General features: G+C 53.0%; 10 protein-coding genes. 4 read left to right on the forward strand and 6 right to left on the reverse strand.

From position 1 onward, the window contains the following. Nucleotides 1-15: 15 nt before the first annotated feature. Nucleotides 16-2,247 (reverse strand): EAL domain-containing protein, encoded by a 2,232-nt coding sequence (locus RTX30_RS13700; protein ID WP_312690635.1) that lies wholly within the window; start codon nt 2,245-2,247, stop codon nt 16-18. 346 nt (nt 2,248-2,593) lie between these two features. Between RTX30_RS13700 and RTX30_RS13705 the strand changes: the two genes are divergently transcribed. Continuing rightward, nucleotides 2,594-2,785: a YfgG family protein gene (locus tag RTX30_RS13705; protein WP_312690637.1), complete on the forward strand. Its 192-nt coding sequence runs from the start codon at nt 2,594-2,596 to the stop codon at nt 2,783-2,785. Between the two features lie 487 nt (nt 2,786-3,272). On the opposite strand, the gene RTX30_RS13710 is transcribed toward RTX30_RS13705, so the two are convergent. Then, a complete protein-coding gene (locus RTX30_RS13710; RefSeq protein ID WP_312690639.1) occupies nt 3,273-5,246 on the reverse strand; it encodes a tetratricopeptide repeat protein in 1,974 nt (657 codons plus the stop codon). A 153-nt stretch (nt 5,247-5,399) separates the two neighbouring features. Next, nucleotides 5,400-5,783 carry a hypothetical protein gene (locus tag RTX30_RS13715; protein WP_312690641.1) on the reverse strand — a complete coding sequence of 128 codons (384 nt, stop codon included), beginning with the start codon at nt 5,781-5,783 and terminating at the stop codon, nt 5,400-5,402. A 143-nt stretch (nt 5,784-5,926) separates the two neighbouring features. Between RTX30_RS13715 and RTX30_RS13720 the strand changes: the two genes are divergently transcribed. Then, the gene (locus tag RTX30_RS13720) at nt 5,927-6,499 is read left to right on the forward strand and encodes a hypothetical protein (RefSeq protein ID WP_312690643.1); all 573 of its coding nucleotides are present in this window, start codon (nt 5,927-5,929) and stop codon (nt 6,497-6,499) included. 13 nt (nt 6,500-6,512) lie between these two features. Next, the gene (locus tag RTX30_RS13725; protein ID WP_312690645.1) at nt 6,513-7,121 is read left to right on the forward strand and encodes an SMI1/KNR4 family protein; all 609 of its coding nucleotides are present in this window, start codon (nt 6,513-6,515) and stop codon (nt 7,119-7,121) included. Nucleotides 7,122-7,173: 52 nt separating this feature from the next. Here the strand turns inward: RTX30_RS13725 and RTX30_RS13730 are convergent, their stop codons facing one another. Further along, nucleotides 7,174-7,416: a helix-turn-helix transcriptional regulator gene (locus tag RTX30_RS13730; RefSeq protein WP_312690783.1), complete on the reverse strand. Its 243-nt coding sequence runs from the start codon at nt 7,414-7,416 to the stop codon at nt 7,174-7,176. A gap of 322 nt (nt 7,417-7,738) precedes the next feature. On the opposite strand from RTX30_RS13730, the gene RTX30_RS13735 reads away from it, so the two are divergent. Next, nucleotides 7,739-8,923, forward strand: coding sequence for a sugar efflux transporter (locus RTX30_RS13735; RefSeq protein WP_312690647.1), 1,185 nt, complete (start codon nt 7,739-7,741; stop codon nt 8,921-8,923). A gap of 433 nt (nt 8,924-9,356) precedes the next feature. Here the strand turns inward: RTX30_RS13735 and guaA are convergent, their stop codons facing one another. Together guaA and guaB are read right to left on the reverse strand one after the other, a co-directional pair. Beyond that, complete coding sequence (gene guaA, locus RTX30_RS13740) at nt 9,357-10,934, reverse strand: glutamine-hydrolyzing GMP synthase (protein WP_312690649.1); 1,578 nt, start codon at nt 10,932-10,934, stop codon at nt 9,357-9,359. 58 nt (nt 10,935-10,992) lie between these two features. Then, nucleotides 10,993-12,459 carry an IMP dehydrogenase gene (guaB, locus tag RTX30_RS13745; protein WP_312690651.1) on the reverse strand — a complete coding sequence of 489 codons (1,467 nt, stop codon included), beginning with the start codon at nt 12,457-12,459 and terminating at the stop codon, nt 10,993-10,995. Nucleotides 12,460-12,581: the final 122 nt, after the last annotated feature.

Consider the following 12,581-nt stretch of genomic DNA (forward strand, 5'->3'; position numbering starts at 1 on the left):
CGCCTCGTCATTCATTTAAACCTGCGCCAAAGGCGGCTCCAGCAGTTTTTCCAGCGGCGCAGGTTTACCAATCATATACCCTTGTAAATAATCAATGCCGAGAGCAATGGCCGCGCTACGGATCTCTTCCGTTTCGACATACTCCGCCACCACATGCATTTTCTTCATCCGCGCCAGCGTGCAAATGGAAGCCACAATCTGGTAGTCGAGGCTGTTTGAAACAATATTACGGATAAAACTGCCGTCGATTTTCAGGATGTCTGCATTGACCGTTTTCAGCCGGGCATAGCTTCCGTACCCCGTACCAAAATCATCAATCGCTACCCGGCAACCCATCAGTTGTAACTGCACCAGCGTCTGGTTGGCCTGCGCGACATTATTCAATGCATTGCTTTCTGTGATCTCGAAAATCAGTTGCCAGGCTTCAATGCCATATTTACGTAACAAGCGCCGCACTTCCTGTGTGAACTGTTTTCGGCACACCGAGGCGGGAGAAAGGTTAATGGAAAAGCGTTGTGCTGGCAGGCGCTCGCGGTGGCGGGCCATAAAACTCAGCACATGATCGATAACCCACAGGTCAATGCGTGAAGAGAGGCCAAATTCATAGGCCACCGGTAAAAACTCATCCGGGCTGATACTTTCGCCCCTTTCGTCGCTCAGTCGCAGCAGAATTTCATAGTAGCTGTCTCCGCGAACGCCCTGGATCAACTGTACCATCAGCTCAAACTGGTTTTGCTCCAGCGCCAGTTGCAGGCGATTCATCATGTCGACTTTCAGACGCAGACAACGTTGCAGGTTTTCTGCCCCGCGATTTTGCAGATTCTCCGGATGGTTAGTCGCCAGCGACAAATCAGCAATAGTGCTCATCTCGCCCAGCAGTAGATAGAGATGCTTGACCGGGGAACGCACATAGCAATAGCTCAGCCCGACCTGCGGTTGCAGCGGCATATCATCCCAGACAAAGCGGAACTGTTTAATGCGCGCATCCAGTTCTTCGATACGTGTCTGGTGCGACTGGGTGCTCAGGCGAATAACCAGATCATGCCCGGATAGTTGGTAAACGCACTCCTCCGCCGTCAGCAGAGGCTTTAACCAGCTTGCCAGCTGCTGTTTGTACTGAATGCGCAATAATACGCCGTAATTACGGCCTAACAGTTCCAGCTCTGGCACCCGCAGGAAACAGAGCACTGACCACGGTGTATCTGCCAACGCACGGCTAAGTGCCCGCAGGTTGGGCAGATTTGTCACTGGATCGATAAACGCCAGGCGGCGGGCACGATCGTTGACTTTACGCTGCCGGGTCGCCATTACCGACATGGCGATAATAATGAACGTAAAGACGAGGTAACTGGACGAGGCGATCGCCATTTGCACATCGTAAGAGGGAAATTTCGGCAAATAGCGATCAAAAAAGTGAATGGAGATGATCAGCAATGGCGTCCAGATGACCGAGATAAAGCGGTAGCCATAGCGCATCGCGCCCCACAACATCACAGGTAACAGCAACGATAAGGTGTAATTGGTGCTGAAAATCGAGCTGTGCATGTTTAGCGGCATGAGCAGTAAAAAGACGATACCGGCAACGATACCAAACCAGACAACCACTTCCAGGCGGGTGACTTTGGGATCGAACTCATGACGCAACTGTGACAACCACGTCAGCGCGTAACGCGGATGACGGAGCACACGGATAACCACATAACTAAACGGAACGCCGCTAATTAAACCGACCAGTAACCCCTGGTAGTTGATTAACATTGGCATATTGAGCGACAGTGTATTCAACTCGCTGACCGGCTGATCGTACAGATTCAGCCAGACGCCCATTTCAAGAATAATCAGCAAAATCGTAGCCGGGCACAGCACCTGCCAGAACACGCGCTGAGAAATCAGCGTCGAAGAACCATACGACACACAATGCCGCCGGGTTACGAACACACGGTAACCGCCCCAGCTCAGCACCACCGGGATCAGCAGCCGCAGGATATGCAACAGAACCATGAACGGCTCCTGCACACCGTAACGCAAGAGCAGCGCGACAATAATGCCGGGCAATGCCGCCCAGCCAAAAAACATCATCAGGCTTATTAACAATGCCATCGGCAGATAATAAAGAATGACGTGCTGGCCGGAGACTGACGCAAAAGTATTAGCCAGACTAAATAATGGAAACAGTACTGCGGGAACAACAAGAGGCAGTGCCCACCACCGATCTTTCAGATGATTATATTTTTTTAACAATGTCATAGATGCTCGACGAGAAACCCTGTTCCGGGCGGGCGTTTCAGGCAGGTATCCGACCTGACTGTGCAGACACAAGGGTGCCCGTGCTTAGAGAAACCAAAATTTTAGTGCTGAACAATATCCGATAATTGATTTAAATCAAAAATTTCTCGTCACTCAGAATTATTTTGCTATTTTTTTAACTAAATCGCGAAAACTTATTCTATACGTAAATATTTAATTTATCTTATATAAAGCCTGTTTATTTTTTATTCGCCTCATTTTTGCGCCAGGCGCAATTGACCTCACCAAAAGAGTGTGCCTTAATGGCACCGTCGCCCGTTGATCGGGCTTTCTTAAAGGAACCATTGTGAGTCAGGCAACCAGTATGCGAAAACGACATCGATTTGACAGTCGCATGACCCGTATCGTACTTCTTATCAGCTTCCTGTTTTTCTTCGGCCGTTTCGTCTATTCCACTATTGGCGCCTGGTATCATCATCAGGATAAAGTCCAGTCGCAACAAGTCAGCCAGACTATCGATTCCACCGCCCAACGTTAAAATCTAACGTCCTTTTACGACACGTTTCACCGCGTGGGTTTACGCACATCTGCAGTTCGGGACAGGTATTTCTCGATATCTTCATGCGCCTTTGTCAGCACACTAACAATGCCCTACCCGGCTTGGTAAGGGATCTTTAGCCAGCCGAATACATCTTTAACGGTGATAACGCCGCCAGGGCCTGTTCAATGTACTCTTCGGCCTTTAACCAGCAATACACCCGGCAGAATGTGTGATTCCAGTGGGCAAAGAGCGTCAATGCAGATTAGACGCAAGCGGATTGCTGCACATCCATTAACGGCCATATAGAAACCCTTCCCCCCAAAAGGCGTAAGAAAGACATATATGAACATTATTGATAAAGCATCATTAAGAGAGAAATAAGACCCGAAAGAGGCCGTAAGAAACCCCTTTGTAAGAAAAAACACCCGTAAAGGGCTTTAAATAAGCCATTACGTACGCAGGATTTGCGGCCCCAAGACAACGGCTACTTTTCTTCCACGCGCTGAAGCCAGTCGCGGTAGGCAGGATCCGCATCGTCGGGTAAATTCTGCCTGTGGGCGTTGAATTCCTCGTTCATGCCAAAGATTTTCCACACCAGCGGCGCAAGCGAGGCTGCCGGGCTATTGCTCCGCTGTGCATCGCGCAGCAGCTCCAGGCTGCGTTGTTGGTACTCAGCCAGGGTGTCGGAATGGTAATCGAACGCTTTACCCAGCCCGGAGAGATACATCAATTTTGGGACCTCCACCTGCGGCCACTGCAGCGCCATTTGTAGCGGCCAGTCGAGCATCGCCCGTTCTCCCCACATCGCCTCGCGCGGGGTAGTATCGTTCGCCACCAGCGTCAGGGTAAATGCCTGCGCTAACTCGCCCAGGTAAATCGCCATCGCCTCTGCTGACGGGCGCAGGTAAAACGCATCCAGCGGCTGCTGGCGCGGCGCGCCTGTTTGCGTAAGTAACTGTTGCTCAAGACTGAGCACCAGTGCGCCCAGTTCCGCGTCCGCGCAACGCTCTGTAATGCTCGATATTTTAGCCCGGGCAGCACAATCCCACAGGCTCAATGAAAGCTGCCACTCACGCTGTGCGCCTTCGCCGGTGCAGCCCATCTCCCCGGTGACGAAGTATTTCATCGTCGGCGGGACAATATCGAACAGCACATGGCCGTCGATTTCGCCGCCCATCAGCACTGGCCCGCCCCCTTCGACAACCTGCACATAGAAACGGCTGGCATAGTCGCTCCAGTAGTGTGCGGCCTCGGCAAAATAGAGCGAGATCGCCCGCGACATGCGCCCAATATCATCTTCGCGCTGCGATTCCGTGCGTTCGGGGCCGCTCTGCAGTTTGGACAACGCAAAAAAGCCGACAGACGGCGCGTCTTCCGTTTTGCTGGCAAACAACCAGTCGGCTTTACACAGGCCGTATTGCCAGATCGGCTGGGTGATCGCCAGCGTGTTGACCTTCAGCCCGTCGGCATCGGCAGGGACTGAAGTCGCCTCTTGCTGGTTCATCTCCTGGAACGCGCGGGCAAATTCATCAAGGTGCTGCTTCAGAGGCGCATACCCCAGCGCATACATGCGCGCCAGCAGTTTTTCCCCCTCCTGCGCATTACCCAGTGCCTGCCAGGCACGCAGCACATTCAGGCCCGCCATCGGATCGTGGCGATGTTCGTCATACACCGGCGCCACCAATTCAACAATCATCGGGATCTGCCCGTTATTACCCAGATCCCCGGAAATCATCATCAACGCGCCACTGTCGTACCGCCCGCCAGCCAGCACCCCGGCATATAATGCGCGGGCGGCAGCAATATCCTGCTGTTGCAAATAATGGCGCGCCAGCCACAGCTGCGCACGCCAGCTACCCGGCAACGCCGCAGCGGTTTTCAGCGCGGCGAGCCAGGCCTCATCGCCACCCCGCTCCTGCTGGATAGACGCCCACCACATCAGGCCATTTTCCTGATTCGGATCAGCCTGCACTGCCTGCCATAACGTTTCGTCTGCGCGCGCGTCTTCCCCGCGCGAAGAAAACACTTTCGCCAGATTAGTGAGCAGCGTGCCGGTTGCCCCCACCTTCGCGATGCCCGCCTGCAGCGTGTTCTCTGCCGCTGTAAGCTGGCCGTTATCCATCAGCACAATGCCATGAATGGTATGGCTGCGTTCAGGAACCGGATCAATCGCCAGCAGGCGCTCGGCTGCCTGCACCAGGTCCGCAGCAAATCCATCATTCAGCCCGTCGACAATCGCCTGATAGAGTTCGTCGGCGTTATCACGCTTCTGTTCCAGAGACGGCAAGAATACCTTCTCGCGCCACTCACTGCGCGAGATCTGCATCTCGCGGCCATAAGCGTCGTACGCCACAATTGGCTGCTCGTCTGGCGACGGTTCCGTGGTGTGCGTATCGGTAGTCGGTGTCGGTTCAGAGGCGTTTTTGCCGCTGATGGCAGAGAGCAGGCGTTTGAACATGACAGTTGCCTTGTGGGTTGCTGACGTTTTAGACACTATTAGCCTAGACCTTAACCGCCAGGCCTTCCAAAAAAAAGCTACTAATTACGAGGGGTTAGTGCCCTGCTGTCAGTTGAATCTGGCGCACCTGAAGCCTGGCAAAATGGCAGGCCGCTACCTCCTCAATCCGCAACGTCGCGCCATGATCTGCTGCGCGTACGGTTCAATCCCAATGTGATGATCCTGACTGACGCGAGCAATGAGCGCTTGTAAACCCTCGGGCGAGGCATGTAGCGTGTCTGCGATCAGTTTATCGAAGTCGCTCTGCGTAAAATTGATCCGCACACTCGCGCACTGGAGCAGCGTATGGGCGACAATTTCCAGCACCGCGCGGCGGTAGTCGTCGGTCAGTAGCACATCCAGATCCGGCTGCTGGATCTCAAATGTGAAGTCGAAGCTGACAAATCCAGACTCCACAGGCAGCGAGTAGGTCAGCCGCCCGCCTTCCTGCCACACCTGCGGCTCATATCCCTCACCCATTAAGCGTGATCGCTGCATCGCGCGCTCCGTTCAGCATGTTGACATATTTTCGATTACATTAACGTTCAGTAAAACATTCAGTAAAGCCATAAGTTAGGGTCTGTCGTCGCTGAACGGTTGAACGATGGTCCCCACTGGCAGCAAAACTGACTCAGGAGTTGATGATGCGGTATGAATTCGTTGAAGTGCTCAACGATCTGATTGATTACTTTTTACTGGGCGACATTCGCCTGCTGCAGACCTGGAAAGAAGAACATGCGCTGGCGGACGACCTGGCTTCGGAATTTATCAGCAATGAGAGCAGCGACAACGCGGTGCAACAAGGCATTGTTATCCCGCTGGCGGGCATTGAAAATTACCCCTATACCGTGCTTTTCACCCTTGCGGATGAACCCCCGGAACTGCTCAAGCCACAGAGCCGTTTGCAGCACCAGCGCGGCGGTTACGTGCTGCGCATCGAAAACCGGCAGGTAATGCTGTTTACCTGGCGGATCCTGCAAAACTTCACCGATGCGCAAATCCGCGTGCTTGAGGAACGCTATCGCCAGCCGGGACGACCGCAAATTGACATCGACAACGGCATGTATGAGGTTGAGATCCTCGCCGGAGAGGTGCTGCGCGGCGACGATTATGAACCTGCGATTGAGTTCGTGCTGAAGAGAACCGGCCGCAATCACGCGACAGCCGAAATGGATATGAACTACCGCTTCACTGTCGATAGCCAGACCTATTAACCAGGACACGATAATGGATTCAGATTACCAGGCACTGCCGCCACTCGCGTGGCCAGCATTTACCGACGAAGCAGAACGGCAGGCATGGTGGCGAGCCTGCGCGCAGGCTTACCTCGACTTATGGAATAACCCACCGCCTATCACGCCTGTGCAACCCGAAGAGATCGATGCACTGGAGCAGCGCCTGAACTGCGCCCTGCCCCCTTTGCTGCGCTGTTACCACGAACAGATTGGCGCACTCGATCTGGCGGAAAGGCTGTGCAGCGTAACGCCCGAGAAATACGCCAGCATCGAACCACTGCTTGAGGCGTACCCCGGCATTAGCGACATTCTGGAAGGTGCGCCCGATGCAGAACAACTCCCGGCGCTGGTTGATCAGTTAGTTGCTTTTGGCGACTACCTCGGCAACGGCAATATGTGGTGCTTCCACCGGGAAACGGGCGAAGTGTGGTACTTCGATCACGACAGTTCGCCGATGCTGACGCAGATCTTCAGCGACGCGGGCGAGTACCTCGACGTGCTGATGTTCAAATGCCTGCTGGCAGCCCACGACGAGGAGGACAATGAGGATCTGCTGCGCGAACACCTCGGCGATGAGGTTGTAGAGAAATGGATGTATTGAGAAGGCGGTAATGGCCCTGGCACGGGAGCATTACCGCTTTTCGCTTCAGACTTTATACGCTCTGCACTTCATACACACGCTGATCGGATTTACACCCCGGATACCGCGACGGCCAGATGACTTCTGGTCGGGTATCTAAGGCTTCGGCAATTAACCGCTCCCCTTTCGGCCAGTGCCAGGTTAAGGCATTAGCGAGCGTGGAGGAAGCCAGCCCCGACTCGCGAGAAAGCGCCGCCAACGATGTCCCTTTTTTCCGTAAACTCGCAATGATATCTGCCGGATGCCAGTCCTGTATTCCATGGTGATTCTCATTTTTTAATCAACTGTCAGAACAAAAACTAAAACTTACTCTGATTAAAGGGAACGTCTTTAGAGGTGCCAGAGAGGAGATGTATTTCCTTTAAATGCTAATCAGGAGGAAATAACCACCTGCATGTCCACTAAGAGCGTGAAGCGGACGTTCAGGGTGATCCTATCTAAGGAGTTTGACACAGTCTGCCGACGAAGTTCTGAGAGCCAAAAAATCAGTACAACTCATGTGGAGTGAAATATTGCATTGCTTTGTGAAGTTTCCGTGTTAAAAAATATGATTAACTTACATGGAGATACTGTTGTTTATGGCTTTTTTTTCTGGGATTGCCGGGCGGCTGTTCTTGATAAACGTAATGACCGCCATTTCATATGCCTTCGTTTTGCCTGTTATGAGCCTGTTTTTGATAAACGGATTGCATGCAAGCCCTATTTTTATCACTTTCTACAGCCTGGGATTTGCCCTGTCAGGATTGTTTTTCAGCCAGCTGATGGGTTCTCTTGCAGATAAGGGATATTCGGTCAGGCAACTTTTCATGATTTCTGTTATGGCCCTTTTTCTGGCGGGTTTAGCTTTCAGTATCTGCCGTCAACCTATTGGGGCTCTGGCCATCGGCATTTTTCTTATGGGGCCAGGCAATGCGTCTATTCCATTACTCCTGTCGATGATCCGAAAGCATTCACTGACGGCAGGGCTGAACGCCACACGGCTTAATACGCAAATGCGTTCAGGCGTGTCAATTGTATGGATTGCCGGACCTGCTATGGCATTTGTCTTTGCTGACAAATTTGGATTTACTTTTAATTTTCTGGCCTCAGCCCTGCTTTCAGCCATGACCTTACTTGCCAGTCTGTTGCTGCTGCCTGGGAAGAATAAAAAAATCGCCGATACAGGCAGAACAATAACGCCTCAAGCCAGTAAAGGGGGCATCACGGGTATGATTTGGGCACTGGGCGCAGTAATGATGCTGGCAAATTTATCCAATAATATGTACCTGACCATTATGCCGCTGTACCTGGTACACGAGCTTCATTTACCCGCTTCGTTTCCGGGCTTTCTGATAGGCGCAACCGCGATAATGGAAATTCCCGTTATGCTTGCCGCTGCTCATCTGGCAGAGAAAACAGGGAAAGAGCTACTGATTATGTTCGGATTTCTCTTTGCAGCCGTCTATTACAGCCTGCTTCAGCTGGCCACTAACATGTCCGAATTGATTGTGTTGCAACTTTTTAACGGATTATTCTTTGGTATTTTTGTCGGCCTGGGAATTTCTGTTATTCAGGACGCGTTGCCTGAACGTAGCGGCTTCGCATCAGCATTTCACTCCAATGCCATGCGTACAGGCATGATGGCGGGTAACGGGATTGCCGGTCTGATGGCACAGCTGGCCAGCTATAAAATCGCTCTGTTTGTTCCATTGCTATCAGTGTGTTGTGCTGCTTTACTGATGTTTAGCATCAACAGAAGCCACTCGACAAAAAGCGTTCAGTAACGGGCTGACTAAGCACATAAATATGCGATCATATTACGATAAACCGGCGCTGTTGCGCCGTTTTCATTCTGCTTCTGGCACTAAAACTGACTATCTAAGATCTATAGCATCACGTGTTTACCGAATTAAGTACCAGTAATGCCCTCCAAAGGATATTAACAATTTATTTTTATATCAAAAAAACATCTCAGGCGAATGTTATTCGTTCAAAAGCAAACCACAACGCAGCCATGTAAATATGCCATATCCCCCAAATTATAAAGCGCATTACATTAAATACCATTTATACATGTTTAACCCTACCCTTAATTAACCGATGAAAAGATTTAATTACCCACTAATAACCCCTCAACAATACTTTATCTAAAAACAAAAAAGCCCGCTTTCGCGGGCTTTAATATTTGAGATTTAATATATCAACAGGAACTAAATCTTATTCCCACTCAATGGTAGCTGGCGGTTTGCCGCTGATGTCATATACCACGCGGGAGATACCGTTGACTTCATTGATGATGCGGTTGGAGACACGGCCGAGGAAATCGTACGGCAGGTGCGCCCAGTGTGCGGTCATAAAGTCGATGGTTTCGACGGCACGTAGAGAGACAACCCAGTCGTATTTACGACCGTCACCCATCACGCCTACGGAGCGAACCGGCAGGAAGACGGTGAAGGCCTGGCTCACTTTGTTGTAGAGGTCTGCTTTATGCAGCTCTTCAATAAAGATGGCATCGGCGCGACGCAGCAGATCGCAGTACTCTTTCTTCACTTCGCCCAGCACGCGAACACCAAGGCCCGGGCCCGGGAATGGGTGGCGGTACAGCATGTCGTACGGCAGGCCCAGTTCCAGACCAATTTTACGCACTTCGTCTTTGAACAGCTCACGCAGCGGTTCAACCAGGCCCATCTTCATCTCTTTCGGCAGGCCGCCCACGTTGTGGTGAGACTTAATAACGTGCGCCTTACCGGTAGCCGAAGCAGCAGATTCGATCACATCCGGGTAAATGGTGCCCTGCGCCAGCCATTTCACGTCTTCCAGTTTCAGGGCTTCTTCGTCGAACACTTCCACGAACACGCGGCCAATGATTTTGCGTTTCGCTTCCGGATCGTTTTCGCCAGCCAGCGCGGCCAGGAAACGGGACTCGCCTTCAACATGAACAATATTCAGACCGAAATGATCGCCAAACATGTCCATTACCTGTTGGGCTTCATTCAGGCGCAGCAGGCCGTTGTCCACAAAGACGCAGGTCAGGTTTTTGCCGATGGCGCGGTGCAGCAGCATCGCCGTCACGGAGGAGTCCACACCGCCGGAAAGGCCGAGGATGACTTTGTCGTCGCCAACCTGCTGGCGGATGCGTTCAACAGCATCATCAATGATTTTTGCCGGCGTCCACAGCGCTTCGCACTGGCAGATGTCGCGCACAAAGCGCTCCAGCATACGCAGGCCCTGGCGGGTGTGGGTCACTTCCGGGTGGAACTGCACCCCGTAGAAGCGTTTTTCTTCGTTCGCCATAATCGCGAACGGGCACGTCTCGGTGCTGGCAACGGTCACAAAGTCAGCCGGGATCGCCGTTACTTTGTCGCCGTGGCTCATCCACACGTCCAGCAATACTTTGCCGTCTGCGGTCAGCGAATCTTCAATACCGCTGATCAGCGCGCTGTCGGTCTGAACTTCAACCTGCGCATAACCGAATTCACGTTCGTTAGAACCTTCAACGTGGCCGCCCAGCTGCATGGCCATGGTCTGCATGCCGTAGCACACGCCAAGCACCGGCACGCCTGCTTCAAACACATACTGCGGTGCACGCGGGCTGTTGTCTTCGGTGGTGCTTTCCGGGCCGCCGGAAAGGATGATGCCGCTTGGATTGAAGTCGCGGATCTGCGCTTCGGTGACATCCCACGCCCACAGTTCGCAGTAAACGCCCAGTTCACGCACGCGGCGCGCAACCAGCTGGGTGTACTGGGAACCGAAGTCGAGGATCAGAATACGATGTTTATGAATGTTGTCCGTCATTGACGCTACTTCCGAGGCAAGTTACGAAAGCGCCCGGTAAAACCGGGCGCGAAAATCATTAAGAACCCATGCGGTAGTTCGGGGATTCTTTGGTGATGGTCACGTCGTGAACGTGACTTTCCTGGATACCCGCACCGCTGATGCGCACAAATTCCGCTTTGGTGCGCAGGTCGTCGATAGTACCACAGCCGGTCAGCCCCATACAGGAACGCAGGCCGCCCATCTGCTGGTGGATGATCTCTTTCAGGCGGCCTTTATAAGCAACGCGGCCTTCAATGCCTTCCGGCACCAGCTTGTCGGCGGCGTTATCGCTCTGGAAGTAGCGGTCAGAAGAGCCTTTGGACATCGCGCCCAGGGAACCCATGCCACGGTAAGATTTGTAAGAACGGCCCTGGTAGAGTTCGATTTCGCCCGGGGATTCTTCGGTGCCCGCCAGCATAGAGCCAACCATCACAGCGGCTGCGCCAGCGGCGATAGCTTTGGCGATGTCGCCAGAGAAACGGATACCGCCATCGGCGATAACCGGAATGCCAGTACCTTCCAGCGCTTCAACGGCGTCGGAAACAGCGGTGATCTGCGGAACGCCCACACCCGTCACGATCCGGGTAGTACAGATGGAGCCAGGGCCGATACCGACTTTCACCGCGCTCACGCCTGCTTCAGCCAGCGCACGTGCACCTGCGCCAGTCGCGACGTTACCGCCAATGATTTGCAGATCCGGGTATTTTGCGCGGGTTTCGCGAATGCGCTGCAACACGCCTTCGGAGTGGCCGTGAGAGGAGTCGATCAGCAGGACGTCAACGCCTGCGGCAACCAGTGCATCGACGCGCTCTTCGTTGCCAGCACCCGCACCAACTGCAGCGCCAACACGCAGGCGACCCTGCTCATCTTTACAGGCGTTTGGTTTACGTTCTGCTTTCTGGAAGTCTTTAACGGTGATCATGCCGCGCAGGTGGAAACTCTCGTCCACAACCAGCGCTTTTTCAACGCGTTTTTCGTGCATTTTAGCGAAGACCACTTCGCGGGATTCGCCTTCACGAACGGTCACCAGGCGCTCTTTCGGCGTCATATAAACGCTGACTGGCTGGTTCAGGTCGGTCACGAAACGCACGTCACGACCGGTGATGATGCCGACCAGTTCGTTGTCGCCGTTGACAACCGGGTAACCGGCAAAGCCGTTACGTTCGGTCAGTTCTTTGACTTCGCGCAGGGTGGTAGTTGGCAGCACGGTCTGTGGATCTTTAACCACGCCGGATTCATGTTTCTTCACGCGGCGGACTTCGTCTGCCTGGCGCTCAATTGACATGTTTTTGTGAATAAAGCCAATGCCGCCTTCCTGTGCCAGGGCAATCGCCAGGCGCGCTTCGGTCACGGTATCCATCGCCGCAGAGAGCATAGGAATGTTCAGGCGAATGGTTTTGGTGAGCTGCGTGCTCAAGTCGGCAGTATTCGGCAGAACGGTGGAGTGAGCGGGAACGAGGAGGACGTCGTCAAACGTCAGTGCTTCTTTAGCAATACGTAGCATGGGCAATATCTCTGACCTGGGGGGTTAAATATTGCCGTGGCATTATACAGAGCGTAACCGATTGCATCCACACTTTTTTGAGAAAAATACTTGCTATCCCCTCGTATCGGGTTACTATCGAC

Source organism: Kosakonia sp. (genome assembly GCF_032052965.1).
In the GTDB taxonomy this organism is placed as follows: Bacteria; Pseudomonadota; Gammaproteobacteria; order Enterobacterales; family Enterobacteriaceae; genus Kosakonia.